At 61.8% G+C, this 24,732-nt stretch carries 27 protein-coding genes, 1 tRNA gene and 2 pseudogenes; 9 read left to right on the top strand and 21 right to left on the bottom strand.

The window, feature by feature from the left end; translation table 11 throughout:
- The first annotated feature begins 74 nt into the window (after positions 1–74).
- Both BLW25_RS24240 and xerC read left to right on the top strand, forming a co-directional pair.
- Positions 75–251 (top strand): hypothetical protein, encoded by a 177-nt coding sequence (locus tag BLW25_RS24240; RefSeq protein ID WP_171909474.1) that lies wholly within the window; start codon positions 75–77, stop codon positions 249–251.
- Positions 248–1,132: a site-specific integrase gene (gene xerC / locus BLW25_RS04460; protein ID WP_092896696.1), complete on the top strand. Its 885-nt coding sequence runs from the start codon at positions 248–250 to the stop codon at positions 1,130–1,132. Before BLW25_RS24240 ends, xerC begins: the two co-directional genes overlap by 4 nt.
- Positions 1,133–1,152: 20 nt before the next feature.
- On the opposite strand, the pseudogene BLW25_RS04455 reads toward xerC, so the two are convergent.
- The 11 genes and pseudogenes from BLW25_RS04455 to BLW25_RS04405 form a co-directional block, all read right to left on the bottom strand.
- A pseudogene (locus BLW25_RS04455) lies at positions 1,153–1,922 on the bottom strand (IS5 family transposase).
- 174 nt (positions 1,923–2,096) lie between these two features.
- On the bottom strand, positions 2,097–2,588 hold the full coding sequence (locus BLW25_RS25305) for a GIY-YIG nuclease family protein (protein WP_366268255.1): 492 nt from the start codon (positions 2,586–2,588) through the stop codon (positions 2,097–2,099).
- Positions 2,589–2,642: 54 nt separating this feature from the next.
- Positions 2,643–3,790, bottom strand: a pseudogene (locus BLW25_RS04445) (IS3 family transposase).
- 704 nt (positions 3,791–4,494) lie between these two features.
- Positions 4,495–4,570 (bottom strand) — tRNA-Phe (locus BLW25_RS04440).
- A gap of 711 nt (positions 4,571–5,281) precedes the next feature.
- Positions 5,282–5,467: a DNA gyrase inhibitor YacG gene (locus tag BLW25_RS04435; RefSeq protein ID WP_092896692.1), complete on the bottom strand. Its 186-nt coding sequence runs from the start codon at positions 5,465–5,467 to the stop codon at positions 5,282–5,284.
- Positions 5,464–6,504 (bottom strand): ribonuclease E/G, encoded by a 1,041-nt coding sequence (locus BLW25_RS04430; RefSeq protein ID WP_092896690.1) that lies wholly within the window; start codon positions 6,502–6,504, stop codon positions 5,464–5,466. The genes BLW25_RS04435 and BLW25_RS04430 overlap by 4 nt, the downstream gene beginning before the upstream one ends.
- Positions 6,501–7,076, bottom strand: coding sequence for a Maf family protein (locus BLW25_RS04425; protein ID WP_092896688.1), 576 nt, complete (start codon positions 7,074–7,076; stop codon positions 6,501–6,503). Before BLW25_RS04425 ends, BLW25_RS04430 begins: the two co-directional genes overlap by 4 nt.
- 9 nt (positions 7,077–7,085) lie before the next feature.
- Positions 7,086–7,304, bottom strand: a complete 219-nt coding sequence (gene infA / locus BLW25_RS04420; protein ID WP_045389309.1) for a translation initiation factor IF-1 — start codon at positions 7,302–7,304, stop codon at positions 7,086–7,088.
- Positions 7,305–7,475: 171 nt separating this feature from the next.
- A complete protein-coding gene (locus BLW25_RS04415; RefSeq protein WP_092896686.1) occupies positions 7,476–8,063 on the bottom strand; it encodes a GNAT family N-acetyltransferase in 588 nt (195 codons plus the stop codon).
- Complete coding sequence (locus tag BLW25_RS04410) at positions 8,060–8,470, bottom strand: ketosteroid isomerase-related protein (RefSeq protein WP_092896684.1); 411 nt, start codon at positions 8,468–8,470, stop codon at positions 8,060–8,062. Before BLW25_RS04410 ends, BLW25_RS04415 begins: the two co-directional genes overlap by 4 nt.
- 115 nt (positions 8,471–8,585) lie before the next feature.
- Positions 8,586–9,419: an SDR family oxidoreductase gene (locus BLW25_RS04405; protein WP_092896682.1), complete on the bottom strand. Its 834-nt coding sequence runs from the start codon at positions 9,417–9,419 to the stop codon at positions 8,586–8,588.
- Positions 9,420–9,506: 87 nt separating this feature from the next.
- On the opposite strand from BLW25_RS04405, the gene BLW25_RS04400 reads away from it, so the two are divergent.
- Positions 9,507–9,947, top strand: coding sequence for a winged helix-turn-helix transcriptional regulator (locus tag BLW25_RS04400; RefSeq protein WP_092896680.1), 441 nt, complete (start codon positions 9,507–9,509; stop codon positions 9,945–9,947).
- 516 nt (positions 9,948–10,463) lie between these two features.
- On the opposite strand, the gene BLW25_RS04395 is transcribed toward BLW25_RS04400, so the two are convergent.
- The 5 genes from BLW25_RS04395 to BLW25_RS04375 all read right to left on the bottom strand — a co-directional run bounded on the left by BLW25_RS04395 (position 10,464) and on the right by BLW25_RS04375 (position 14,264).
- Positions 10,464–10,865 (bottom strand): arsenate-mycothiol transferase ArsC, encoded by a 402-nt coding sequence (locus tag BLW25_RS04395; protein WP_092901500.1) that lies wholly within the window; start codon positions 10,863–10,865, stop codon positions 10,464–10,466.
- A gap of 62 nt (positions 10,866–10,927) precedes the next feature.
- Positions 10,928–11,407: a UPF0262 family protein gene (locus tag BLW25_RS04390; protein ID WP_092896678.1), complete on the bottom strand. Its 480-nt coding sequence runs from the start codon at positions 11,405–11,407 to the stop codon at positions 10,928–10,930.
- 158 nt (positions 11,408–11,565) lie between these two features.
- A complete protein-coding gene (gene hisD / locus BLW25_RS04385) occupies positions 11,566–12,870 on the bottom strand; it encodes a histidinol dehydrogenase (protein ID WP_092896676.1) in 1,305 nt (434 codons plus the stop codon).
- Between the two features lie 136 nt (positions 12,871–13,006).
- Positions 13,007–13,765, bottom strand: a complete 759-nt coding sequence (locus BLW25_RS04380; RefSeq protein WP_092896674.1) for a peptidylprolyl isomerase — start codon at positions 13,763–13,765, stop codon at positions 13,007–13,009.
- The gene (locus BLW25_RS04375; RefSeq protein WP_092896672.1) at positions 13,755–14,264 is read right to left on the bottom strand and encodes a peptidylprolyl isomerase; all 510 of its coding nucleotides are present in this window, start codon (positions 14,262–14,264) and stop codon (positions 13,755–13,757) included. Before BLW25_RS04375 ends, BLW25_RS04380 begins: the two co-directional genes overlap by 11 nt.
- A 185-nt stretch (positions 14,265–14,449) precedes the next feature.
- Between BLW25_RS04375 and BLW25_RS04370 the strand changes: the two genes are divergently transcribed.
- The 3 genes from BLW25_RS04370 (at position 14,450) to BLW25_RS04360 (ending at position 17,086) form a co-directional block, all read left to right on the top strand.
- Positions 14,450–15,640, top strand: coding sequence for a phosphoglycerate kinase (locus BLW25_RS04370; RefSeq protein ID WP_092896670.1), 1,191 nt, complete (start codon positions 14,450–14,452; stop codon positions 15,638–15,640).
- A gap of 95 nt (positions 15,641–15,735) precedes the next feature.
- The gene (locus BLW25_RS04365; RefSeq protein WP_092896668.1) at positions 15,736–16,629 is read left to right on the top strand and encodes a fructose bisphosphate aldolase; all 894 of its coding nucleotides are present in this window, start codon (positions 15,736–15,738) and stop codon (positions 16,627–16,629) included.
- Between the two features lie 154 nt (positions 16,630–16,783).
- On the top strand, positions 16,784–17,086 hold the full coding sequence (locus BLW25_RS04360; RefSeq protein ID WP_092896666.1) for an FtsB family cell division protein: 303 nt from the start codon (positions 16,784–16,786) through the stop codon (positions 17,084–17,086).
- Positions 17,087–17,107: 21 nt separating this feature from the next.
- Here BLW25_RS04360 and BLW25_RS04355 read toward each other — a convergent pair whose 3' ends face one another.
- Complete coding sequence (locus BLW25_RS04355; protein ID WP_092896664.1) at positions 17,108–17,554, bottom strand: carboxymuconolactone decarboxylase family protein; 447 nt, start codon at positions 17,552–17,554, stop codon at positions 17,108–17,110.
- Between the two features lie 192 nt (positions 17,555–17,746).
- On the opposite strand from BLW25_RS04355, the gene pdhA reads away from it, so the two are divergent.
- The 3 genes from pdhA to BLW25_RS04340 are packed head-to-tail and all read left to right on the top strand — an operon-like array spanning position 17,747 to position 21,490.
- Positions 17,747–18,733, top strand: coding sequence for a pyruvate dehydrogenase (acetyl-transferring) E1 component subunit alpha (pdhA, locus tag BLW25_RS04350; RefSeq protein ID WP_092896662.1), 987 nt, complete (start codon positions 17,747–17,749; stop codon positions 18,731–18,733).
- Between the two features lie 14 nt (positions 18,734–18,747).
- Positions 18,748–20,145 (top strand): pyruvate dehydrogenase complex E1 component subunit beta, encoded by a 1,398-nt coding sequence (locus BLW25_RS04345; protein WP_092896660.1) that lies wholly within the window; start codon positions 18,748–18,750, stop codon positions 20,143–20,145.
- Between the two features lie 13 nt (positions 20,146–20,158).
- Entirely contained in the window at positions 20,159–21,490 is a 1,332-nt protein-coding gene (locus BLW25_RS04340) for a pyruvate dehydrogenase complex dihydrolipoamide acetyltransferase (RefSeq protein WP_092896658.1), read from the top strand.
- A gap of 100 nt (positions 21,491–21,590) precedes the next feature.
- Here the strand turns inward: BLW25_RS04340 and BLW25_RS04335 are convergent, their stop codons facing one another.
- From BLW25_RS04335 to cysE, 4 genes are read right to left on the bottom strand one after another with little or no spacing between them, the layout of a single operon-like run.
- Positions 21,591–22,277, bottom strand: coding sequence for a CDP-alcohol phosphatidyltransferase family protein (locus tag BLW25_RS04335; RefSeq protein ID WP_092896656.1), 687 nt, complete (start codon positions 22,275–22,277; stop codon positions 21,591–21,593).
- Positions 22,278–22,295: 18 nt separating this feature from the next.
- The gene (locus tag BLW25_RS04330) at positions 22,296–23,237 is read right to left on the bottom strand and encodes a phosphatidate cytidylyltransferase (RefSeq protein ID WP_092896654.1); all 942 of its coding nucleotides are present in this window, start codon (positions 23,235–23,237) and stop codon (positions 22,296–22,298) included.
- Positions 23,234–23,869 carry a lysophospholipid acyltransferase family protein gene (locus BLW25_RS04325; protein WP_092896652.1) on the bottom strand — a complete coding sequence of 212 codons (636 nt, stop codon included), beginning with the start codon at positions 23,867–23,869 and terminating at the stop codon, positions 23,234–23,236. The genes BLW25_RS04330 and BLW25_RS04325 overlap by 4 nt, the downstream gene beginning before the upstream one ends.
- Before the next feature lie 45 nt (positions 23,870–23,914).
- Positions 23,915–24,721, bottom strand: a complete 807-nt coding sequence (cysE, locus tag BLW25_RS04320) for a serine O-acetyltransferase (protein ID WP_092896650.1) — start codon at positions 24,719–24,721, stop codon at positions 23,915–23,917.
- Positions 24,722–24,732: the final 11 nt, after the last annotated feature.

Raw genomic sequence — 24,732 nt, 5'->3', positions numbered from 1 at the left:
TCAGCACATAAGCGCCGCGCCGGTCGCAGGGGTGGTTATGTCCAATAAATTTACATTATCGGATGGAGGTTCATATGGGTGAAGTGAAGCCGATTATCCGCCCGAGCGAGCGGTTGGCGGTGATGAAAGAAATGGTTGCCATGGGCTGCAAGGTCCAGTGGGACACGAACACTGGCCTCATGGAAATCACCCCACCCGGCCCTCAAGGCGGAACGCCTGACGCATTCGATATGGTGGACTTTAGACGTTGAAGCGCGCCCTGCCCGCCCATGTCTACCAGAAGCCGAAAGGCCTCTATTTCCAGCGGCGAGGCTGGAAGACGGTTAAAATCAACTCGGTGCCCGGCACCAAGGAATTCGCGCTGGAATATGCTGCGATACTCAACGGCGCGCTGGTCGCCCCGCAGACCGCCGCCGGGCGCACATTCGCGGCGCTGATCCAGTCCTATCACGCCAGCCCGCGATACAAGGGCCTCGCCCCGCGCACAGCCCGCGACTACGATAAGGTGCTGGTCTGGATCAAAAGCAAGCTGGGAGCGCTGGACGTTGCCGGGATGCAGCGCAAGGACGTGATCCGGGCCCGTGATGCCAATGCGGAGACAGTGCGATTCGCCAACTACATCGTCCAGGTGCTGCGCATCCTTTTCGAGCATGGGATTGACCAGGGCTGGCGCGAGGATAACCCGGCCAAAGGCGTGAGCCTGCTGAAGTCCGGCGCACCGCCGCGCGAGGCTTGGCCGCAAGATATGATCGACGCCTATCGCGCCAAGGCCACCGGGCGCGCGCTGCTGATCTTCGAGCTTGCCCTCGGCACCGGCCAGCGGATCGGGGACGTGTTGAAGATGCGCTGGAGCGATATCGAGGGCGATGGGATCAATGTGACCCAAGGCAAGACCGGCGCGCGCCTCTGGGTGGGGGCAGCGCACGTGCTGTCAACCACGCTGGGACCAACTCGAACGCGGCATTTGCCTGACCTTCTGACTATCTATCTTTCTGCCCCACGCTCAATCCTCCAAAAAATATGTGCAAATTCATATCGTTACGATTTCAGGCCAGTCGGACGGATACCTTGCGGGTATCGCTCGGGAGGCAAACAGACCCAAGAAAGGCTCAAAATTGGCGTAGGAGGCTAGGGTCAGGACTCGTTATTGTTTTACAGCCAGAAGATGACGGTTGCGGCGAGCGCGATTGCTGAGAGGAACACCCTCGGGCACCTGTCGTATCGCGTTGCGACCCGCCGCCAGTCTTTCAGTCTGCCGAACATGATCTCGATCCGATTTCGGCGCTTGTAGCGGCGCCTGTCATATTTGACGGGCTTGCTCCGAGACTTCCTGCCCGGGATGCACGGCTTTATCCCCTTGTCTTTCAAGGCTTCTCTGAACCAGTCGGCATCGTATCCACGGTCTGCAAGCAGCCAGTCTGCCGATGGCAGGCCGCTCAATAACGCGGCGGCCCCAGTGTAATCACTGACCTGGCCTGCGGTCATGAAGAACCGGATGGGGCGTCCTGCGGTGTCGGTCACGGCGTGCAGTTTGGTGTTCATCCCGCCTTTGGTTCGACCGATTGCCCGCCCCCGTCTGTCGTCTGCCCCCCCTTTTTTATCCGCAGGCTGGATGCCGTGCGATGCGCCTTCAAATATGTGGCATCGATCATCACCGTCTTCGGAACAGCCGCCTCTGCCGCCAGGCCGTGCATCATGCAGGCGAAGATACCCCTGTCACTCCAGCGCTTCCAACGATTGTAGAGGGTCTTCGCAGGACCATATTCCTTAGGGGCATCTCTCCACCGCAAGCCATTGCGATTGATGAATATAATTCCACTCAAAACACGCCGGTCATCAACACGAGGCTTCCCGTGGCTCTTGGGGAAGAAGGGCGCCAGACGCGCCATCTGCGCCTCAGTCAGCCAAAATAGGTTGCTCATCCATCGATCTCCTTGACGAGCCTGAATCATGCTGAAAGCACAAGATCAATGGGTCCTGACCCTAGTTTTACGCCCTTTGCACAGAATCCGCAGGGGTTCCTCCGGAAACACCCGATTTCGTCGTCCTGCGCCAGTCCTGCTCGGCCTGTGGCGGTTCCCTCGGCACGTGGCTAACTATCCGGGTAGCGTGGGCTTGCGCCCAAGTGAACGCCGAAGCTCGCTTAGTGCCTTTCTGAAAGAATGGATGGACATGCTCAGGTTGAGTGGAAGCGGCGGGCCATCTTCGATCAGGGCCTTTTCTACGGACCAAGGATCATCATGTTGCATAACGGAAATTGCCGCATGCTCATGCAGCCAAGTGCTCAGCTGCACTTCATGCTGGCGGCTCATGCGTACCCGATCCTGCCCGTCCCGAAAGAATTCCAGATGCAATTCCGTACGCAACAAAGCTGCAATCGATAGACGAAGTGTAGACGTCCTAACGGTTCCTTGCAGATGATTTCGCCAAATACGACGTGCCATCGGCGATCTGGAACGAGCCGGTTGACTGCTGGGAGATGCAATGCCGATGTATAGCAGGTCTTTCCCCGCTCGCTTGCGGCAGCCAGCCCTCGGTACGGCAGGCAGCCGCCCGTCGAACCACCAGCCATAGACACCGTGGTTGATCGATCTGACGCTGATTGAGCTACTCCCCGATGCTTGGACAGTTTTCGAGGATGTTTAAGCTACCGCCTGTGCCTGCCGGTCGGTTTCGATGCTGTTGAAGTAGACCACGGCGGGGGGCAACCCGCCATGGGCAGTGTGTGGCCGCCGATGGTTATAGAAGCTGACCCAGGATCCGATTGCGGCCTTTGCCTGAGACCCGGTCTCCCAGGCATGCAGATAGACGCATTCGTATTTCAGGGACCGCCACAGGCGCTCGATGAAGACATTGTCGATGCACCGCCCCTTGCCGTCCATCGAGATGCGGGTTCCGACGCGTTTCAGCCGATCTGTCCAAGCGAAGGACGTGAACTGGCTGCCTTGGTCAGTGTTCATGATTGTGGGCGCGCCGAACCGGTGGATGGCCTCGTTCAACGCCTCGACGCAGAAGTCCGCTTCCAGGGTGTTCGATATGCGCCAGGCCAGAACTTTGCGCGTGAACCAGTCCATGATGGCGACCAGATACAGAAACCCCCGCCGCATCGGGAGATAGGTAATGTCGGCGCACCAGACCTGACCGGGGCGATCGACCCGCAGCCCGCCCAGCAGGTAGGGATAGGTCTTGTGGCCCTTTCTCGGCTTGCTGGTGTTGGGCTTCTGGTAAATCGGCATCAAACGCATGAGCCGCATCAGCCGCCGGATGCGCTTCTGGTTCACGCCGTGCCCCTCGTTTTGCAGATGCCAGGTCATCTGCCGGACGCCGTAGAAGGGCGTATCCATGAACTGCCGGTCGATCAGCTGCATCAGGCCGAGGTTCTGATCAGTCTCTCCAGCCGGCTCGTGGCAGAACGACGAGCGCGAGATCGACAGCAGGCGGCACTGCGCCCCGATCGACAGTGCAGGGTGGTCCCGTTCGATCATCCCACGCCTCACTTTCCGCTCCACGGCTTGAGCTTTCGTGACAAAAAATCGTTGGCGACAGCCAGCTCCCCGATCTTGGCGTGCAATGACCGGACCGTCTCTTCATCCACCTCCGTCGCGGGCTTCTTGCCGCCGCGCTCGAAGATGTCCGCAGCCCCGTCGAGCAGCGATTTCTTCCATTGATGGATCATCGTCGGATGCACGCCGTATTCGGCCGCCAACTCCGACACAGTGCGCTCGCCCTTGATGGCCTCAAGTGCCACGCGCGCCTTGAAGCCCGCGTCATGGTTCCTGCGTTTTCGCATGCCTGATCTCCTCGTCCGTGGAGACCAGCAAACGTCAGATCGTAGCTTCCGTCACTGTCCGATTTCCGGGGAGTAGCTCAGTAAGCCTTCTTGGGTTCTGTCGCCAAGTCTCTCATGAGTTTACTCGAAAATGTCGGTTCCAAGGACCCAGCATCCCAAAAATTGCACAAAATGTAGCCTTACTGGGCTCATGTCTGTCAATATCTTCTCGAAGAACATACATGAAGTAGTTGTAGCTAGCGAAGCTACAAAAGTCACGCGAGATCTCGTGCGGGGCACAGGGTGCGTCCGACATCCGCCAAGCGGGTTCGGCAATTTGGAAATGCATACAAGAGCGTCCGCAGCTGAGCGAGCGGCCCTACCTGTACGGTGTTTCGATTTTTAGCGAGCTGCGGCTGCCAGTCTAAGCAGGCCGACTGGCGAACCGGCAACTAGCGGGCTGCATACCCCTTCGCTGCGTTGCACTCGAACGGCCGGTTTGTAGTGCAACAATCAATGATGCGAGAGGCGGCTTTGGGCCGATTGCGACGCACCTTGGGGGTGCCCAAACCGTGATTGGGTGTACCGTGCGGTCGCCCACTGCGGGATCGCCTGTGAGCGCAGGGGCCGCATCTAATGATACCCAAGCGATACCCACAGCCATCTCCCTGTAGCTTCGCGCCGCGCTAAAGTGGGTAAATATTATTAGTTATCAAGGGATAATATGGTGCCCGGAGACGGATTTGAACCGCCGACACGCGGATTTTCAATCCGCTGCTCTACCAACTGAGCTATCCGGGCAACCTTGGTGGCGGGGTGATACCGAGTGTGTCAGGCGCTGTCCAGAGGGAAAACGAATAAGTTTCCAAGAAGGCGAAATCATTGTCCTGAAACAATGTTTTGACTGGCTGTTTTGCTGCCAGCTCTCACAGCAAAGCCTCTGATGCAGCAAGCGACCGCCCGCAGAATGCTCTGCTGACCCGAAAACCAGGGCGGATACAGCAACTGCGATCCGGTCCGGGCCGATCCCCACAGACAGGGGGATCAGGAATGCGAATCTCTCCCAGGCCGTGAGTCAGGTTTCCGCGAGGAAGCGAAACAGAAAACGGCCCGAGTATAGGAGGGACAGACATTCGCCCCGGGGACGCGCATGAAAGGGCACTATGGGCCTCGCGCGCAGGGGATGGGCACTCAGGGGTGTCGGGCGGCTCTGGTCCATCCGAGACGCCTCAGAGCCAGCCAGGAGTCGCGGCTGCCTAATTGGCGGTCGCGACATCTTCCGCCGGAAAAGAAAGCAATCGGGCCATTCGCCTTTTCGCCGGTGAACCGGCTCTACTGATCTTGCCCCCTGCGTCCCGTTGCATGGCCTACAGGCGGCACAGAGGACCGGGCGGCAAGCCGATGGCGCGCGAAGCTGTGCAGTCTCGCTGACTGCGCCGGAATCACAGATTGCGCGGCATAATATCTAAGCCCGACCGGCGGCCCGCATCAAAGGGCAGCCAGGCTCTGCGGTCAGTGTGCCCGATCCGGCGGTACTGGCGGCTCTGCCTCTGGCAGGTCAGCTGCGGGATCATCTTCGGCACCGCCGATCCGGTAGCCATCGCCCAGCCAGCGCGCGAGATCGATATCGGCACAGCGCTTTGAACAGAAGGGGCGCGAGGCGGCTTCGGTCTTTTTACCGCAGATCGGACAGGTCATGGCCAGAGCGTACTCAGCGCGAGTCCCTCCCGGCGCCGCGTCAGCTCGAACAGGCCAAGCCCGCTCCAGCCGGCCAGGCTGGTCTCGCCGCCACCCTTGAACGACGCGCGGATCACCTGGTCGAGGATATTGCGGTCGCGCTTGGGCATCGGCGCGAAATCGATCACCACCTGACCGCCAAGACCGCGCAGCCTAAGCTGACGCGGCAGTTCCCGCGCGGCGGCGATATTGATCTTCAGCGCGGCAGCCGGCGAGGTATCGGGGCCGGTATTCACATCGACGGCCACCAATGCACGGGTGGGCTCGATCCAGATATGCCCCCCGCCCGGCAAACCGACCCGCGCCCCGGTCAGCGCATCCAGCTGATCAGCCACGCCAAAATCGGCAAAACTTCCCGGCTCTTCGATCACCTCATCAGGTGCGGGGTCACCCCAGTCACGCCAGGCAAGCTCATGCGCCCCGGGCGCATCGACCAGGAGTTCCGGCGCGCCATTGAGATCGGCCAGCACGGCCTCGGTCAACCCGCGCAGGCTGGCAATATCCTCGGCGATTTCTTCGGGTTCCGCGGCATCACAGACCGAACGGAGGATCAGCCCCAGATCAGGCGCCGCCCCGGCCATCGCACGGCCCGCAAGGGCGTCCAGCTCTGCGCGCAGCTCCTCATCGCGGATCCGGCGCGAGACATTCAGTCCCGGCGCGCCTGGCGTCAGAATTGCATAACGGGATTTGAACAGAACACGGATCGAAACCGGCAGCGCTTTGCCGGGTTCGGCCGGGCCTGACACCTGGACGATCAGCCGCTGGCCCGGCGCGATGCCCGAGACCTGGCGCAGAAACCCGCGCGCACCATCCGGGAGTTTGACAAAAACGCCGCCCTGCCCTTTGACCGGCCGGTCGGCAATGGCACGGCAGATCGCGCCCGGTGCCAGATCGACGCTGGCCGGATCAATCGCGATCTCTTCCAGGATCCCGTCGACCAGCAAAGCCGCCGCCTCGCGCCCATCTATCTGATCGAGAAGAACAACCCGTCCCTTCATCCCTGCCTCCAGACCGGATAGCCGGCCGCCGTCAAAAGCTGCGCGGTTTCGGCGACCGGAAGGCCCATGATTCCGCTGTAAGATCCTGAAATCCATGGAATGAACGCGCCGGCCGGGCCCTGGATGCCATAGCCGCCGGCCTTGCCCTGCCAATCGCCACTGGCGAGATAGGCATTCATTTCATCATCCGAGAGCCGCTTCATCTTAACGGCCGAGACGCTTTCACGCGCCCAGATCCGCGCGCCTTTGCGCAAAGCGATGGCAGTGATCACCTCATGGCGGCGGCCGCCCAGCAGCGCAAGGAACGAGGCCGCTTCGACCGCGTCTGCGGGCTTGCCGAGAATGCGGCGCCCAAGCGCCACCGTCGTATCGGCACAAAGCACGATATCATCAGGCCCGGCTTCTACCGCCAGCGCCTTTTCCCGTGCGAGACGCGCCGCATAGGGGCGCGGCAGCTCTCCTTTGCGGGGATCCTCGTCGATATCGGGAGGCAGGATGAGATCGGGTGTGATCCCCATTTGCGCCAACAGTTCTTTGCGGCGCGGCGAGGCGGATCCGAGGATCAGTCGCAAGATAACAGCTTACTTGAAGCGGTAGTTGATGCGGCCCTTCGAGAGGTCGTAGGGGGTCATTTCCACCTGGACCTTGTCGCCTGCCAGAACACGGATGCGGTTCTTGCGCATCTTGCCTGCCATCGTTGCGATCAGTTCATGGCCATTATCGAGTTCGACCTTGAATGTCGCATTGGGCAGGAGTTCCTTCACGACACCCGGGAATTCGAGAATGTCTTCCTTGGCCATGTTCACTCCGAATAGGATAAGGACCCGCGGGAAACGCAGGCCTTCTGACCTGGGCATATGCGCTTTGTGCCGGGGGTTTACAAGGGCTATCTGGTTTGCGCGCCTGGCTGATCGCGCGAAGAGCCGGCTTCTCCGGCCTGCCCTTCGCGCTGACAGTTGAGAACTGGCGGCTCAGAGCTGGCGGATCCAGAACTGCAGTGGTTTTTCACTATCGCTGACTTCTCCGAGGTCGCGCCAGCTGAAATGCGCGATGGCGCCCGGCAGCGGGGCATAGCCGCGTTTCGTCCAGAAGGCGTCATTGCTGCGATATGTGTCAGGGCGCAGCGGGTGATCCCCGGGTCGCATCACCGAGCAGAATGCGACATGGCTGCGACCAAGGCTGCGGGCATGTTCTTCGCGCAGGTCAAAGAAACGGTGTCCGACACCCCTGCCCCGATATTCCGGCAAAAGAACCGATTCGGCGCCATAGAGGATTTTTTCCAGCGCGAGACCGGTCTGGCGCATCGGTTCGGCGAATTCAGCCGCATGATCCTCCATCGGCGCCGAGGTCGAGGCGCCGACGATCCTGCCGTCATCAATTGCCGCCACCAGCAGCGCACCCGGACTGTCGCGATAGGCCTGAAGATAGGTACGCTCGTAATCGAGCGTACCGTCATAGAGATAGGGCCAGGCGCGGAACACCGTGATGCGAAGCCGCGCCATATCGTCCAGCGCGGCCTCAAGCTCGGCCCCCTTCAGCGCGCGGACGGTCAGGCTCATTTCGAGACCTGTTCGATCCAGTCATTGAGGTTGTAGAAGGTGGTGACGCGGGTGATCCGTCCGTCATTCACGTCAAAAAACGACCCCGCCGGCAGGATGTATTTCTGGCCCTTAGCCTCGGGCAGGCCCGGATCGGTCTTCAGATATTCGCCATGAACGACGAATTCAGCCGCCGCGCGGCTGCCGTCTTCGGTCACGAAGATCACAATATCCCTGAGCTCTTCACGGTAGGAGACACCCATATGCGAGCCAAATTCCGCGAATTTTTCGCGCCCCCGGCGGATGCCGCCTTCATTGACGCGGTGCTCGATATCCTCGCTGACAAGCGCCGTCATCCCTTCGGGGTTCAGCGCGTTGAAGGCGGTGTAATAGGATTCGATCAGCTTACGGGTGGCGGACGCGGACATGGCTCTCCCTTTCATTTTGGGCGCGAGGATAGCCGGTTGCCGCGCAGGGGAAAGCCTGAAAACGCCCTTTCATCGTCTCCGGGCGGCCCCTGGGGACAGGCCGCCCGGAAAGCGATCAGGCCAGAGCAGCGGCCACGGTAGCAGTCAGCGGCGTGGTCGGGTGCCCGATCAGGCGCGAAAGCGTTTTGCTGTCATCGAACAGCGCCCCCTTCGCGGTCTGTGCATCGCTGTCGGCAAGGATTGCGGCGAATCCCGCCGGCAGACCGAACCCTTCAAGGGCTTTGGCATAGTCAGCCTCGGGCAGGTTCACATAGGCGACCGGCTTCGCGGCCTGTCTGGCCACTTCGGCCGCCAGTTCGGCACCGGTAAAGCCGGTATCGCCGGCAAGCTCATAGACCTTGTTCTCATGGCCCGCCTCAATCGCGGTGACCGCAATCGCCTCGGCATAATCCGCACGCGCGGCCGCCGAATAGCGCCCCTCCCCGGCCGAGCCGATAATCGCGCCATGTTCGATCGCTGGCGCCAGGGCGCCGGTCAGGTTCTCGGTATACCAGCCATTCCTGAGGATCGTGTAAGTGATCCCCGATTCCTTCAGCGCCGCTTCGGTTTCGACATGTTCAGCGGCAAGTTTCATCGGCGAGGCGTCGCCCTTCAGGAGAGAAGTATAGATGATCCGCTTCACGCCGGCGGCTTTGGCGGCATCGATCACCGCCTTATGCTGGGCGAAACGCTTGCCCACCTCATTGGCCGAGATGAGCACCAGCGTATCGACACCGTTCAGCGCGGCGTGATCTGCCTTGTCATAGTCGAAAGCGCGAGTCTCGACGCCCAGATCAGCAGCCTTTTCCGGGCTGCGCACAAGGGCGATGGGGCTGGCGCCACGGGCGCTGGCCGCGGCAATGGCGAGGCGGCCCAACTGGCCGGTGGCTCCGGTGATGGCGATGGTCATTGGTTTCTCCTGTTCCGGATTTGACAGGACAATAATAGCACCATACTTACAAAAAATAAGTACGCACCAATTTGTAAGTATGGAACAATGACGCACAGCCTCATCACGACAGATGCACAGCGCCTGATGCAGGGCTGGCGCGAGGGCAATGTCCTTGCCGCCGAATGCCCGTCGCGGCGCATCCTGCAACATCTGACCAGCCGCTGGGGCGTTCTGGTGATGGTGGCGCTGGCCACCGGGCCACATCGTTTCGCCGCATTGCGGCGCAGGGTGGCGGGGGTCAGTGAAAGGATGCTGGCACAGGTGCTAAAGGATCTTGAGGCAGATGGGTTTGTGCTGCGCACCGCGCATCCGGTGGTGCCGCCGCATGTCGATTATGAGCTGACGGCCCTTGGTCAGACGGCGGCGGCGCGGCTGATCGGCCTGGTCGGCTGGATCGAGGCAGAGCTGGAGACTATTCTCGCCGCCGGTAAAAACGGCTCAGACAGTGACGCAGCTCTGGCCGAACGCGAAACGGAGCGGGGCTGATAGCCTAGGCGATGCTGCCTGCCCGACAAGGTGACCGAATCAGGCCGCAGCCCGCGCCCCCGCAGGGGAATCAGTGCCGGCTTCTTCTCCGCCGCCCCTGATTTCACGTAGCACTTCGCCCCATTTCGCCGGTTCTGCCGCAAGCCGGTTGCGGTTTCCCGGACGCTATGAACAGCAATCGCGCGGCCGCAGGGCTGAAAGGCCGACAGAAGCGCATATCTGGTCATAGCCCAGCCAAAGGCACCCAGCAGCGACGCGATGTCGAAAAACCGCATGAAATACTAGTGTTCGCTATCTCAGCCTCTGCAGAGACGGGCTGGGAAGCGAGGCGACACAACTTGCCGCAACAAGCAGCGAGACCATGGCTGCCACGGCGCATATCCGGCGCAAGGCTGACCTTAACGGGGCGAAGCAGCACAATCCGCCACAATCCCACTCCACAAACGGCGCAGACATCAAAGTGGCGTGTCGGGTCTCACTCCTGCCCTGATCCACAGGCGCCGGAGGAGCGGCTCTTCACCCCCCGACCGGCAAGGGCGGGCCAAATCTCTGGATCATGCGGTCGCGGATCTGATCGCGCGCCTGGCGATAGGCGGAAAGTTTGGCCTCGCGGCTTTCGCCAAGGCCGGTCGGATCAAGTATCGGCCAGTATTCAACCTCAAGATGATGCCAGCGCGTCAGCTCCAGCGCCTGGCGCTGGCTCGCGGGCGACAGCGCCACAATCAGGTCGAACTGCCCCAGATCATCGCCCCATTCCTGCATTTCCTCGAAAGACCGGGCGCGGTGGCGCGACAGTTCCACCCCGATCTCCTGGCAGACCGCGACCGAAAAGCCGTCCACCTCCATGTCATTCTTCACGCCCGCCGATTGGACATAGGCGCGCTGGCCGTAGAATTTCTTCGCCATCCCCTCGGCCATGGGGGAGCGCACCGCATTATGGTCGCAGCAGAACAGGATGGACTGCGGGAAATCGACCAAGCTTACCCCCAGTGCAGCACGCAGATCAGGGTAAAGAGCCGCCGGGCCGTGTCGCGGTCGACCTCGGCCTTGCCCTCGAGCCGTTCCTGCAAGATCGCGGCCCCCTCATTATGGATCCCGCGCCGCGCCATATCGATCGCCTCGATCTGGCTCGGCGGCAGGCGCTTCACAGCCTCGAAATAGCTCTCGCAGATCTGGAAATAATCCTTCACCACCTGGCGGAACGGGCCAAGGCTCAGATGGAATTCCCCGACCTGGGCCTCATCTTCGCGGGCAATCCCGAAGACCAGCCGCCCCTCCCGGATCGCCAGCGCCAGGCGATAGGGGCCGGGCGGCACCTCGCGCCCCTCGCGGGGGGGAAGGCCGAAGCTGTTCTCCTCCAGCAGATCGAAAATCGCGACCTTGCGCTCCTGCTCGATCTCCGGCGTCGGGCGCATAAGACCTTTCTCATCAATCTCAATATGGCAGATGCGGTTGGTCATGCGGGCGTTCCGGAAAATGCGTCACCCCTTGATGCCCGAGCGCGCGCCCACAAGCAAGCACAGCACCCGCCCATCCGACGTAAGTCAGCGGGCGCTTTTCATCTGTCTCTGAATATCCTCCGGGGGTCTGGGGGTGGAAAACCCCCAGCTGCGCCGCCTCACCCCGCGTTCAGCCGGTCGAGCCGCGCCCGCACGCTCAGCCCATGCGCCTCCAGGCTTTCCGACTTCGCCAGGCGCTCTGCCGCGGGCCCGATGGCCGCCAGCGCAGCCGGCGTCATTTTCGCAATCGTGGTGCGCTTGAGGAATTCCAGCACTGAAAGCCCCGACGAGAACCGCGCCGAACGCGCCGTTGGCAGCACATGGTTCGGGCCGCCGATATAGTCGCCAATGGCCTCGGGCGTCCATTGACCAAGGAAAATCGCGCCGGCATGGGTGATCTGCGCCGAGACAGATTCCGGGTCTTCGGTGCAGATCTCCAGATGTTCGGGCGCGACACGGTTCGAAAGCTCTGCCGCCTCGGAAAGGTCGCGCACCAGGATCACCGCGCCATTGTCGCGCCAGCTCGCTTGCGCGATCTCGCGCCGCTCCAGCGTCTCGAGGCGCTTCTCCAGCGCCGCCACACAGGCACGGGCAAAAGCCTCATCCGGCGTGACCAGAATCGCCTGGGCCGATGCGTCATGCTCGGCCTGGCTCAGCATATCCAGCGCCACGAAATCCGGATCCGCCGTGCCATCGGCGATCACAAGGATCTCGGATGGGCCGGCGATCATGTCGATCCCCACTTTACCGAACACCCGCCGCTTCGCTGCCGCGACAAAGGCATTGCCCGGCCCGGTGATCTTATCGACCGCGCGGATCGTCGCGGTGCCGTAGGCCAAAGCCGCCACCGCCTGCGCGCCACCGATCCGGTAGATCGTATCGACCCCGGCAAGCCGGGCCGCATAGATCACCAGCGGATTGACCTCGCCGCCCGGGGTCGGACAGGTGATCACCAGGCGCTCAACCCCTGCCACCCGGGCCGGAATCGCATTCATCAGAACCGAAGACGGGTAAGAGGCGAGCCCCCCCGGAACATAAAGCCCGGCAGCTGAAACCGGCGTCCAGCGCCAGCCAAGCGTTGCCCCTTCCGGGTCGGTCCACATCTGGTCCTGCGGCATCTGGCGGACGTGATAGGCGCGGATCCGTTCCGCCGCGAGCGTCAGTGCCGCCGCATCTTCGGGCGAGACTTTCGCGCATTCCGCCTCGATCTCTTCAGGCGTGAAGGCCAGCTGATCCGCTGTCAGCTCAAGCCGGTCAAAGCGGGCGGTGAGCTCGGTCACCGCAGCATCGCCCCGCGCCCGCACATCGGCGATGATCGCGGCGACAACATCGTCGACTTCGGGACTGTCCTCGCGCTTCATGCCAAGAAAAGCGGTGAAATCCGCCTCGAAGCCCGGATCCCGGGTGGAAAGGAATTGCGCCATTGCGGGCCTCCGCGCGTGATTGCCGCCAGTCTTGACCCGCGCATATCCCGCACTGTGCCCGAGGTAAACAGCGCCATATGGAAAAGGGCGGCGCGCATTGGAATGCACGCCGCCCTTTCTGAGTGTCAGCCCTGACTTATTGCGCCGGAGCGTCCGCAGGGGCCTCAGCGGGAACGTCAGCCGGAGCTTCTGCGGGCGCTTCAGAAGGAGCAGATTCTGCCGGCTCGACGCTGGTAGCTGCCGCGTCCTCGATGCTCGCCTTGACGATCACATCGGGATTCTCGGCAACCGCGCCATTCTGCTCTGCCGGGCCGCGCCTGATCTTGTCGACCACATCCATGCCCGAGATCACGCGACCGACAACGGTATATTGTCCGTCAAGGAAATCACCAGGCGCAAACATGATGAAAAACTGGCTGTTGGCCGAATTCGGATCCTGGCTGCGTGCCATGCCGACGATGCCGCGCTGGAACGAGATATCCGAAAACTCTGCGGGAATATCAGGCAGATGCGAGCCACCCATGCCGGCGCTGACGAATTCCGCCGGAATCTCCATCCCATGGAGCTTATAGGTGCCTTCAGCCGCACCTTTCGGCAATTTGGCAAGCTCTTCGGCCAGCGTCGCCGGTTTGCCGAACTGCACGTCGCCGGTCTGGGCCATGAAACCGTCGATCACGCGGTGAAAGACCACGCCATCATAGGCGCCCTCTTTTGCCAGGGTGACGATCTGTTCCACATGTTTCGGCGCCTTGTCCGACAGGAGATCAATGACCACGCGGCCATTCGCCTCGCCCTGGATGTCGAGCACCAGATTCGGCCCCGGCAGATCCGGCACGTCCTGCGCGAAAGCAGGTGCCGCCATCAGCAGGGAGGCCATGAGAACCTTACGCAACATCTGCCGCAACCCTCACAGTGATCATACGGTCGGGGGTGACCGGCGGCTCGCCCCGGGTGATCTTATCAACAAATTCCATCCCGGAAATCACCCGGCCGTAAACGGTATACTGGCCGTTCAGGAAGGAGTTGTCCTTGAAATTGATGAAGAACTGGCTGTTTGCCGAATTCGGGTTCTGCGACCGCGCGGCGCCGATCGTGCCGCGATCATGCGGCAGTTTCGAAAATTCTGCCGGCAGATCATCATATTGCGACCCACCCGTGCCCGAACGGCGCGGATTGTAGTCCTTTTCCATATTGGCGTGCTCTACATCACCGGTCTGGGCCATGAAGCCCTCGATCACGCGGTGGAAAGCCACATTGTCATAGGCTTTGTCGCGGGCGAGCTGCTTCATACGCTCGACATGCTTTGGTGCGACATCCGGGAGAAGCTCGATCACCACTTCGCCGTCTTTCAGCGTCAGGATGATGGTGTTCTCGGGGTCCTTGATCTCGGCCATTGTGCTTCCCTTGCAGGCTTCTGGTCGGGCGGGAAATTAACCGCAAGCGCCTCAGGGGGGAAGGGCAAATGGGCGTGATCGGTTGACGGGGCGGCAAAATGGGCGGAAAGAAATGCGCGAAAAGCAGGATGCACCCCGCCTGTTAGCGCTAAACCACCCCGAATGATGCATATTGGGAGAGACCGATGAGCTGGAAAACGCTGGATGATATCGCACTGGCCGGCAAAACCGTGCTGACACGGGTCGACATCAATGTGCCGATGGAGGGGGACCGGGTGACCGACACGACCCGGATCGACAAAATCCGCCCGACAGTCGAGGATATCATCGCGCGCGGTGGCAAAGTGGTGCTGCTGGCGCATTTCGACCGCCCAAAGGGCAAGGTCGTGCCGGAGATGAGCCTTGGCCGCATCGCCCCGGCCCTTGAGGCAAGCCTTGGCCGCAAGGTAATTTTCGCGACGGAAAGCACCGGCGATGTGGCGAAGGCCGCCATTGCTGCGGCGGCGCAGAGCGATGTCGTGCTGCTGGAAAACACCCGGTTCCATGCCGGCGAAGAAAAGAACGATCCCGCGCTTGCGGCAGAATTTGCGGCGCTTGGCGATGTCTATGTGAATGACGCGTTTTCGGCCGCGCACCGGGCACATGCCTCGACCGAAGCCCTTGCGCTTGCACTCCCCCATGCGGCGGGCCGGCTGATGGAGGCCGAACTGAAAGCGCTGGACGCAGCGCTTGGCACCCCTGCCCGCCCGGTGATCGCCGTGGTCGGCGGCGCGAAAGTGTCGACCAAGCTTGATCTTCTGGGGAACCTTGTCGGCAAGGTCGACCACCTGGCGATCGGAGGCGGCATGGCGAATACCTTCCTCGTTGCGCAAGGCATCGAGGTCGGCAAATCACTTGCAGAGCGCGACATGGCCGAGACGGCGCGCGCGATTCTGAAAAAGGCCGAAGAGACCGGCTGCCAGATCCACCTGCCGGTCGATGTGGTGGTGGCGCGCGAGTTCAAAGCGGGCGCGGCCAGCCAGATCACCAATGCATCGGGATGTCCTGCCGATGCGATGATCCTTGATGCCGGCCCGGAAACGGTGGCGCGGCTGAAAGCGGTCATGGGCCAGTCTGCAACGCTGATCTGGAACGGCCCGCTCGGCGCCTTCGAGATCCCGCCTTTTGACGCGGCGACGGTGGCGGCGGCGAAAGAGGCCGCGAGGCTGACCGAGGCCGGCAGGCTGATCTCGGTTGCAGGCGGCGGCGACACCGTTGCCGCGCTGAACCAGGCCGGGGCAGCAGGGGCTTTCACCTTCATCTCGACCGCCGGCGGCGCCTTCCTGGAATGGATGGAAGGCAAGGAATTGCCCGGCGTGGCGGCACTGCTCGCCTGAGGGCCGCTGCTCGCGCTAACAGCATTGCACGCAGCCCGGCGGAAAGGCTATGGCGCGTGCAAAACCTAATCTAGCTCCGGCAGAGGAAGACGACGATGACCAAGGAAAAAATGACGGCGCAGATCGGCAAGGGCCAGGGCTTTATCGCTGCCCTCGACCAGTCCGGCGGCTCGACCCCCAAGGCGCTGAAGCTTTACGGCGTTGAGGCCGATGCCTGGTCCGACGAGGCCGGCATGTTCGACCTGGTCCATGCCATGCGCGCCCGCATCATCAAATCGCCCGCCTTTTCCGGCGAGAAGGTCATCGGCGCCATCCTGTTTGAGCAGACCATGGACCGCGATATCGACGGCATCCCGACCGCGACCTATCTGTGGGAAAAGCGCGGCGTTGTGCCGTTCCTGAAGATCGACAAGGGGCTCGAGGCCGAGGTTAATGGCTGCCAGGTGATGAAGGCGATGCCAGAGCTTGATACGCTGCTGGAGAAGGCCGTGCGCGCCGGGATCTATGGCACCAAGGAACGTTCGGTGATTTCCGCCGCCAATGAAGACGGCATCAGGGCGGTGGTCGGTCAGCAATTCGCCATCGCGAAACAGGTGATCAGCCACGGGCTTATGCCGATCGTCGAGCCGGAAGTGACGATCTCGATCGCCGATAAAGCCGCCGCAGAAGCGATCCTGCGCCGCGAGATCCTTACGCATCTGGATGCCCTGCCCGAAGGCACGCAGGTCATGCTGAAACTCACGATCCCGTCGGAGGCGAACTTCTACGCAGCTCTGGTCGATCACCCCGCTGTCCTGAAGCTTGTGGCGCTTTCGGGCGGGTATTCGCGTGACGAGGCGAATAAGATGCTTGCGAAGAACCGCGGCATGATCGCGTCCTTCTCGCGCGCGCTGTCGGAGGGTCTGAATGCCCGGCAATCCGAGGCCGAATTCGACTCCACGCTGAAAGCGGCAGTCGATTCGATCCATGCGGCCTCGGTCGCCGGCTGATCAGGCGCCCGCCAGAACTGGCGCGGGCTCAACAGCTTTCGCATAAAACTGAAGGGAATCCCGCCATATGGGGGATTCCCTTCTGATTCGTTTGATGGCATGATCTTTCCCAATGGCCCCCGGAAAGAGGGGTGACAGTCGAGACGGACAGGACATGACCAGGCAACAACGTCGCCATAATATGGGCGGGCTCATCTACTTCGCCCTGATGTTCACTCTGGGTGCCTATTTCACCTTTGCCGCAGTGCAGGGCGATTATGGCGTGTTTCGCCGGGTCGAAATCCGCGCTGAGGCCAGCGGCCTGGCGGCAGAGCGCGACAAACTGGCAGTGCAACTGGCCGATATGCGGAACCTGACGCATCGGCTGTCGGATGATTACCTCGATATGGATCTGCTCGACGAACGCGCCCGCGATGTGCTGGGCTATATGCGTGCAGATGAGATCGTGATCCGCTGAAAACTCTGCGCAATCAGGGCTTTAACCGCGCACCGGATGCGTGTTTCGAAAGCCGATTGCGAAGCGGTTCCAGGCGTTGATCGTGGTCACAATCAAGGTCAGTTCCACCTGCTCCTGGGGCGAAAATTCTGCTGCAAGGGGCGCGTAATCTGAATCCGCTGCCCGGCTTTGTGGCAAAAGCGTCAGCGCATCCGCCCAGGCAAGAGCCGCCCGCTCGCGTGCATCAAAGGCGCTGCTTTCGCGCCAGGCCGCCAAGACGTCCAGCTTTTGCTGCGAAACCCCGGCCGCCCTCGCCTCGCCGCCATGCAGATCGAGACAGAAGGCACAGCCATTGATCTGTGAGACCCGCATTTTCAGCAATTCACGCAGAGGAATCGGGATGGAGAGCGATTTGATCTGCGCCTCGAGATCCAGCATCGCCTTCATGGCCGCCGGGGCCGCCTTATAATAATTCAGTCGCTCTGACATGGGCAGACATCCGGTTGCACGGGGTCACTGTTCACTTTGTGGCAGCATAGGCAGAGGCCCGGAGGAAGGCCAGACGCCTCTCACCGCGCCGCGCAGCTTGCGCTCATTTTCACTTTGACCCAATAATCCCCGATGCTGTATAGATGGTTTAACGCTAAACCATTTGCTGAACCTACTCCGGGGAGGAGCCCAATGGCACGCAAGCCCGATGCGAGACCCAATGTCTCGAAAGAAGATCTTCTGAAATACTACCGCGAGATGCTGCTGATCCGCCGCTTTGAGGAAAAGGCGGGCCAGCTTTACGGCATGGGGCTGATCGGGGGGTTCTGTCACCTCTATATCGGCCAGGAAGCTGTGGTCGTGGGCCTGGAGGCTGCGGCCAAGCAGGGTGACAAGCGCCTGACCTCTTACCGCGACCATGGCCATATGCTGGCCTGCGACATGGACCCGAAAGGCGTCATGGCAGAGCTGACCGGGCGCATCGGGGGCTACTCGAAGGGCAAGGGCGGCTCGATGCATATGTTCTCGAAAGAGAAGCATTTCTACGGCGGCCACGGGATCGTTGGTGCACAGGTGCCGCTGGGCGCGGGGCTGGCATTTGCCGATAAATATCTCGGCAATGACAATGTGACCTTCACCTATTTCGGCGATGGCGCGGCCAACCAGGGCCAGGTCTATGAGACCTATAACATGGCGGAACTCTGGGATCTTCCGGTGATTTTCGTCATTGAAAACAACCAGTATGCCATGGGGACGAGCGTGAAGCGCTCGACCAAATCGACGACCCTGTTCGAGCGCGGCGTGGCCTACGGAATCCCCGGTGAGCAGGTTGACGGGATGGATGTGCTGGCGGTCAGGGCGGCAGGCGAGAAGGCCGTGGCCCACTGCCGTGCGGGCAAGGGCCCCTATATCCTCGAAATGATGACCTATCGCTATCGTGGTCACTCGATGTCGGATCCGGCGAAATACCGGACGCGTGAAGAGGTCGAGAAGATCAAAACCGAGAAGGATTGCATCGAGCATGTCCGCGATCTGCTGTTGCAGGGCGGTCTGGCCTCGGAAGACGATCTGAAGAACATCGACAAAGAGATTAAGGCGCTGGTGAATGAGGCGGCTGAATTCTCGAAAGAAAGCCCGGAGCCGCCGCTGAGCGATCTCTGGACCGATATTACCGTCTGAGGGGGAGAGAGATCATGGCAGTTGAAGTTCTGATGCCGGCTTTGTCTCCGACGATGGAGGAAGGCACGCTGGCGAAATGGCTGGTGAAAGAGGGTGACGTGGTCAAATCGGGCCAGGTCATTGCCGAGATCGAGACCGATAAAGCAACGATGGAATTCGAGGCGGTGGATGAGGGGATCATCGGCCGGTTGCTGGTGACCGAGGGCACCGCAGGCGTGAAAGTGAACACGCCGATTGCGGTTCTGGTAGAAGAGGGCGAAAGCGCGGATGCCGTGGCTGCCGCCCCTGCCCCGGTCGCTGCTCCGACTGCGTCTCCGGTGGCCGCCGCCGCGCCGGCCATCGAGGCCGTCCCGGCGGCAGCTGCCGCACGCCCGGTGGCGGTGGAAGCCGCCAAAGGCTGGCCGCACAGCGACCTGCCCGAAGGTGTGGCGACGAAGACCATGACCGTGCGGGAAGCGCTGCGCGAGGCCATGGCGGAAGAGATGCGCGGGGACGGCAATGTCTTCCTGATGGGGGAAGAGGTTGGCGAATACCAGGGCGCCTATAAGATCAGCCAGGGTTTGCTGGACGAGTTCGGCCCGAAGCGCGTGGTCGACACCCCGATCACCGAGCATGGGTTTGCCGGGATTGCGGTCGGCGCCTCCTGGGGGGGGCTGCGCCCGATCGTCGAGTTCATGACCTTCAACTTCGCCATGCAGGCAATTGACCACATCATCAACTCGGCCGCGAAGACGCTTTATATGTCGGGCGGTCAGATGGGATCTCCCATCGTGTTCCGTGGCCCGAACGGGGCGGCAGCCCGGGTTGGCGCCCAGCACAGCCAGGACTATGCGGCCTGGTATGCGGCGATCCCGGGGCTGAGAGTTGCCATGCCCTATTCGGCGGCGGATGCGAAGGGCCTGCTGAAGACGGCGATCCGCGACAACAACCCGGTGATCTTCCTCGAAAACGAGATCATGTATGGGCGGAGTTTCGAGGTGCCGGTGGGCGATGACTTCGCCATCCCCTTTGGCAAGGCCTCGGTGATGCGGACGGGGACAGATGTAACACTGGTTTCGTTCGGAATCGGCGTTGCCCATTCGCTGGCCGCAGCGGAGCTTTTGGCCAAAGAGGGGATCGAGGCAGAGGTGATCAACCTGCGCACCCTGCGGCCGATTGACTATGACACGGTGCTGGCCTCGGTGCAGAAGACCAATCGTTGCGTGACGGTCGAAGAGGGCTTCCCGGTGGGCTCTATCGGCGATCACCTGGCATCGACGATCATGCAGCGCGCGTTTGACTATCTGGACGCGCCGGTTGTGACCTGCACCGGCAAGGATGTGCCGATGCCCTATGCGGCCAATCTGGAAAAGCTGGCGCTGATCACGCCTGCCGAAATCGTCACTGCCGTGAAATCGGTCTGCTACCGCTGAGGGAGGAAAAAAGATGGCAATTCAGATCCTGATGCCCGCGCTTTCCCCGACCATGGAGGAAGGCACGCTGGCGAAATGGCTGGTGAAAGAGGGCGATGTGGTCAAATCGGGCCAGATCATCGCCGAGATCGAGACCGATAAGGCGACGATGGAGTTCGAGGCGGTCGATGAGGGCGTGATCGGCAAGATCCTGATCGCGGAAGGCACTGCCGGCGTAAAGGTCAATGATCCGATTGCCGTGCTGCTGGAAGAGGGCGAGGATGCTTCGGCAGCCTCTGCGCCCGCCGCTGCAGCGCAAGCCGCAGCAGTGGAAAGCCCGGCCGAGACGGCCCCGGTCGTGGCTTCGGCTACAGCACCGGCACCTGCTGCGGCACCGGTCGCCAGCGGCGCGCGCGTCTTTGCTTCGCCGCTCGCGCGGCGGATTGCGAAAGACAAAGGCGTCGATCTGACAGCGGTGAAGGGCACCGGGCCGCATGGCCGCATCGTCAAGGCCGATGTGGAACAGGCGAAATCGGGGACCGCGCCGGCAACGGCGCCTGCGGCAGCGGCCGTCGCTGCGGGCTCGATACCCGCAGCGACGGCGACCCCGGCCCCGGCAAAGGCCGCACCCGCCGGGCTCTCGCCGGAGACGGTTCTGAAAATGTATCAGGATCGCCAGTTCGAAGAAGTCGCGCTCGACGGCATGCGCCGCACGATCGCCGCGCGTCTGACCGAGGCCAAACAGACCATCCCGCATTTCTACCTGCGCCGCGACGTGAAACTCGATGCACTGATAGCCTTCCGGGCCGAGCTGAACCACGCCCTCACCGGGCGCGGTGTGAAGCTCTCGGTCAATGACTTCATCATCAAAGCCTGCGCGATTGCGCTGCAGGAGGTGCCTGATGCCAATGCGGTCTGGGCCGGCGACCGGATCCTGAAGCTGAAACCCTCGGATGTCGCTGTTGCCGTGGCCATCGAGGGCGGGCTCTTCACGCCGGTTTTGCGCGATGCGGATAAGAAATCGCTTTCGGCGCTTTCGGCTGAGATGAAGGATCTGGCACATCGCGCGAAATCGAAAAAGCTTGCACCGCATGAATATCAGGGCGGAAGCTTTGCGATCTCCAATCTCGGCATGTTCGGGATTGAGAATTTCGACGCCGTGATCAACCCACCACACGGCGCGATCCTTGCCGTCGGGGCCGGGCTGAAAAAGCCGGTGGTGGCTGATGATGGCTCGATTGGCGTGGCGACGATGATGTCGATGACGCTTTCCGTCGATCACCGCGTCATCGATGGCGCATTGGGGGCTCAGTTCCTCAAGGCGGTGGTCGAGGCGCTTGAGAACCCGGTCACCATGCTGGCCTGAGCCCGCAGAATATCTGGAAACCGCACAAGGCGGGGGCTCTGCCCCCGCCTTCGCATTTTCAATGCGAAGGCTTCCCCGGGATATTCAGGCGCAGATGAAATCAGCCACGTGCTTCGAGATGTTTCAACAGGGTGATGCTGCGGCGTGCGACAGTTGCGATGACGCCCGCTCCGATCAGCCAGAGCGCCCAGGTCATCAGGGTCGCGCCATCGGTGCTGACCGGCAAAAAAGCGGCGAGCAAAGCGGCAACGGTCAGCGCCGCCATCCGGTGCGGCTTCGCCATCGGGCCACGGAAATCGGGCGCAAAGCCTTCGGCGCGGCCCAGTTCCCGCAGCCAGGCGGTGATCAGCGCGAGCGCTCCGACCCCGAGGCCGAGTGCCGGCGCCGCCGCGAACAGCCCTGCCCCCCAGAAAAGCAACAGATCCGCGGCGCGGTCCGGGGCTTCGTTCCAGTAAGCGCCAGAGGGGGTCGCCGTGCCACCCTCAACCGCGACCATGCCATCGAGCAGATTGCATAAAAGGCGCAGCTGGATCGTCAGGGCGGCAAGTACAAGCAAGAGCCCCTGCCCGATCGGCCCCGAAGCCGAGGCCGCCCAGAAAAAGAGCAGCCCAAGCGCGGCAAAGACCACCGAAGCCTGGGAAATCTGGTTCGGCGTGACCTGGCGTTGCACCAGGGATTGCGCGAGGCGGACCATCAGCCGGTTGCGGCGGGCACGGATCGGGCGACGGTTCGCCGCTTCGGCATCCGGCCGGGGTTCCGCCTGAAAGATGGCACGGGGATCTTGCATGTCGTCATCTGTCATGGGTCAGGTCCAGAACCAGCGGGTGAGATGGAAGAAAATTGGCGCGGCAAAGACAACTGAATCGAGCCGATCGAGAAACCCGCCATGACCTGCTATCAGGTGCCCCCAATCCTTCACGCCCTTGTCGCGTTTGATCGCAGACATCACCAATCCGCCAAAGAACCCCATCAGCGTCACCGCAAGCGCCATACCGGCCGCCTGGAGCATGGAGAAAGGCGTCATCCACCAAAGTGCGGCCCCGGCGGTGGTTGCGGTCATCACGCCGCCGATCAGCCCTTCCCAGGTTTTCGAGGGCGAGAGCTGCGGTGCCACAAGGCGGCTGCCAAACAGCTTGCCCCAGACATATTGCATCACATCTGAAAGCTGCACCGTAAAGATAAGCCAGGCGATCAGGATAACCGAACGGCCCTCATACCCTTCGATATGCAGCGTCAGAAGCGCGGGCACATGGCTCACGCAATAGACACAGATCATCAGCGCCCATTGGGTTTCAGCAACGCGGGTCAGGAAGCTTTTCGTCTCGCCCCTGAGCGCCGAGACGACCGGCATCAGCAGGAAGGCATAGACCGGGATGAAAATCGCATAGAGCCCGTACCAGTCGAGACCTACCAGCCAGTATTGCACCGGCAGCACAATGAAAAACGCCCCGGCCAGCGACCAGTGATCGGCGCGGGCCTTGGCCGTCAGGGTCAGAAACTCCCTGAGCGCCGAGAAAGAGAGCACCGCGAAAAGGATAACCACTCCCGGTCTGCCAGCCAGAAAGGCCAGCGACAAAAGGATCACCATTCCCCACCAGGCCGCGATCCGGGCGTTCAGGTTCTCGATCACCGGATTGTCGCCATCCGGCGCGATCCTTGCGCGCAAAGCTTCGCCGATCAGGGTGGCGATCACCAGGATCACGCCCACGCCAAGCAAGAGCCAGATGAGATGCGGAGTCGCGCTCATGCCGGCACCGTCTCTTTCAGCGCGATCAGCGCAGCATGGCTGCGGGCGAGGAAATCTGCCTTCTCTTCGGTTTCGCCCAGATGCAGCGGGGCGCCGAAGGTCAGGGTGCAGATCAGCGGCAGCGGAATGATCTCCCCCTTGGGCATCACCCGGTTGAGGTTCGAAATCCAGACCGGCACGAGATCAATTTCGGGATTTTGTCGGGCAAGATGGTAAAGGCCGGTGCGGAAGGGCAAGAGCGGCTCTTCGGTCATATTGCGGACGCCTTCGGGAAAGAGGATCAGCGAAGATCCCTCGGCCAGGGCCTTGCCCATCAGGGCAACCGGATCCTCGACCCGCTCTTCCGGGCGGCGGTCAATCAGCACGGCGTTGAAGACATCGCGGCCAATAAAGGCGCGAAGCGGGGTTTTCAGCCAGTATTCCAGCGCAGCGACCGGCCGGGTGCGCGCCCTGAGCATCGGCGGCAGCACCGTCCAGAGCAGCACGAAATCGGCATTGGAAGTGTGGTTGGCGAAATAGACGCGCTGCTTTGGCAGCGGCTCGATCCCCGACCAGATAGCGCGCGGAGCAGTTACGATCCGCGCGAAAAGGGTGATTGCGCTGCCGGCAAAAGCGGCAGCCGATTTGCGCAAGAAAGCCTTTACCCTGGAACCATTACCTGCCGTCAAATGCCCTGCTCACTCCGCCCTGAATTGCTGATCCATGCTCAGCGCAGGCTGGGCGCAGCCGGCCTTGCCAACAACACGCGCCGGAACCCCGGCGACAGTGGTTTCCGGCGGCACTTCCTCAAGCACGACCGAACCAGCCGCGATCCGCGAGCAATTGCCGACCCGGATATTACCCAGAACCTTGGCGCCCGCTCCGATCAGCACACCATTGCCGATTTTGGGATGCCGGTCGCCGTCTTCCTTCCCGGTGCCGCCGAGTGTCACCGAATGCAGCATCGAGACATTGTCGCCAACGACCGCAGTCTCTCCGATCACGATGGAATGCGCATGGTCGATCATGATGCCCTTACCGATCCGGGCAGCGGGGTGGATGTCGACCCCAAAGGCCTCGGACACCCGCATCTGCACGAAATAGGCCAGATCGACGCGCCCCTTCTCCCAAAGCCAATGGCCGATCCGGTACGCCTGCACCGCCTGGTAGCCCTTGAAGAACAAAACGGGCTGCAGGTAGCGATGGCAGGCCGGGTCGCGTTCATAGACCGCCATGAGATCGGCACGTGCCGCCGCGCCAAGTTCGGGCGCGGCACCATAGGCCTCATCGGCGATTTCGCGCAGGATCTGTTCGCTCATCTCACCCGAGGCGAGTTTTAGCGAAAAGCGGTAAGCCAGGGCCCGCTCAAAAGTGGCGTGGTGCAGCAGGCCCGAATGGATCAGGGCACCCAGCAGCGGCTCGGCGCGGACAGCCTCCACCGCTTCGCTGCAGATCCTCGTCCAGACCGGATCGAGCGTCGTGACACGTTGTCTGGTTTCGGCCATGGCAATCCCCG

This window comes from Rhodobacter sp. 24-YEA-8, from assembly GCF_900105075.1.
In the GTDB taxonomy this organism is placed as follows: domain Bacteria; phylum Pseudomonadota; class Alphaproteobacteria; order Rhodobacterales; family Rhodobacteraceae; genus Pseudogemmobacter.
The sequence above is the reverse complement of the archived record's forward strand: the minus strand, read 5'-3'. Positions and strand labels throughout refer to the sequence as shown.

What these genes read in the sequence shown, in the direction of transcription:
- BLW25_RS04365 (WP_092896668.1), top strand. Translation starts at nt 15,736, where the DNA reads ATGACCAAGGAAAAAATGACGGCGCAGATCGGCAAGGGCCAGGGCTTT.
- BLW25_RS04380 (WP_092896674.1), bottom strand. Translation starts at nt 13,765, where the DNA reads ATGTTGCGTAAGGTTCTCATGGCCTCCCTGCTGATGGCGGCACCTGCT.
- BLW25_RS04400 (WP_092896680.1), top strand. Translation starts at nt 9,507, where the DNA reads ATGACGCACAGCCTCATCACGACAGATGCACAGCGCCTGATGCAGGGC.
- BLW25_RS04335 (WP_092896656.1), bottom strand. Translation starts at nt 22,277, where the DNA reads ATGCAAGATCCCCGTGCCATCTTTCAGGCGGAACCCCGGCCGGATGCC.
- BLW25_RS24240 (WP_171909474.1), top strand. Translation starts at nt 75, where the DNA reads ATGGGTGAAGTGAAGCCGATTATCCGCCCGAGCGAGCGGTTGGCGGTG.
- BLW25_RS04430 (WP_092896690.1), bottom strand. Translation starts at nt 6,504, where the DNA reads ATGAAGGGACGGGTTGTTCTTCTCGATCAGATAGATGGGCGCGAGGCG.
- BLW25_RS04370 (WP_092896670.1), top strand. Translation starts at nt 14,450, where the DNA reads ATGAGCTGGAAAACGCTGGATGATATCGCACTGGCCGGCAAAACCGTG.
- BLW25_RS04355 (WP_092896664.1), bottom strand. Translation starts at nt 17,554, where the DNA reads ATGTCAGAGCGACTGAATTATTATAAGGCGGCCCCGGCGGCCATGAAG.
- cysE (WP_092896650.1), bottom strand. Translation starts at nt 24,721, where the DNA reads ATGGCCGAAACCAGACAACGTGTCACGACGCTCGATCCGGTCTGGACG.
- BLW25_RS04345 (WP_092896660.1), top strand. Translation starts at nt 18,748, where the DNA reads ATGGCAGTTGAAGTTCTGATGCCGGCTTTGTCTCCGACGATGGAGGAA.
- hisD (WP_092896676.1), bottom strand. Translation starts at nt 12,870, where the DNA reads ATGGCGCAATTCCTTTCCACCCGGGATCCGGGCTTCGAGGCGGATTTC.
- BLW25_RS04375 (WP_092896672.1), bottom strand. Translation starts at nt 14,264, where the DNA reads ATGGCCGAGATCAAGGACCCCGAGAACACCATCATCCTGACGCTGAAA.
- pdhA (WP_092896662.1), top strand. Translation starts at nt 17,747, where the DNA reads ATGGCACGCAAGCCCGATGCGAGACCCAATGTCTCGAAAGAAGATCTT.
- BLW25_RS04395 (WP_092901500.1), bottom strand. Translation starts at nt 10,865, where the DNA reads ATGGCCGAGGGGATGGCGAAGAAATTCTACGGCCAGCGCGCCTATGTC.
- BLW25_RS04410 (WP_092896684.1), bottom strand. Translation starts at nt 8,470, where the DNA reads ATGTCCGCGTCCGCCACCCGTAAGCTGATCGAATCCTATTACACCGCC.
- BLW25_RS04360 (WP_092896666.1), top strand. Translation starts at nt 16,784, where the DNA reads ATGACCAGGCAACAACGTCGCCATAATATGGGCGGGCTCATCTACTTC.
- BLW25_RS04405 (WP_092896682.1), bottom strand. Translation starts at nt 9,419, where the DNA reads ATGACCATCGCCATCACCGGAGCCACCGGCCAGTTGGGCCGCCTCGCC.
- BLW25_RS04340 (WP_092896658.1), top strand. Translation starts at nt 20,159, where the DNA reads ATGGCAATTCAGATCCTGATGCCCGCGCTTTCCCCGACCATGGAGGAA.
- BLW25_RS04330 (WP_092896654.1), bottom strand. Translation starts at nt 23,237, where the DNA reads ATGAGCGCGACTCCGCATCTCATCTGGCTCTTGCTTGGCGTGGGCGTG.
- BLW25_RS04390 (WP_092896678.1), bottom strand. Translation starts at nt 11,407, where the DNA reads ATGACCAACCGCATCTGCCATATTGAGATTGATGAGAAAGGTCTTATG.
- BLW25_RS04415 (WP_092896686.1), bottom strand. Translation starts at nt 8,063, where the DNA reads ATGAGCCTGACCGTCCGCGCGCTGAAGGGGGCCGAGCTTGAGGCCGCG.
- BLW25_RS04435 (WP_092896692.1), bottom strand. Translation starts at nt 5,467, where the DNA reads ATGACCTGTCCGATCTGCGGTAAAAAGACCGAAGCCGCCTCGCGCCCC.
- infA (WP_045389309.1), bottom strand. Translation starts at nt 7,304, where the DNA reads ATGGCCAAGGAAGACATTCTCGAATTCCCGGGTGTCGTGAAGGAACTC.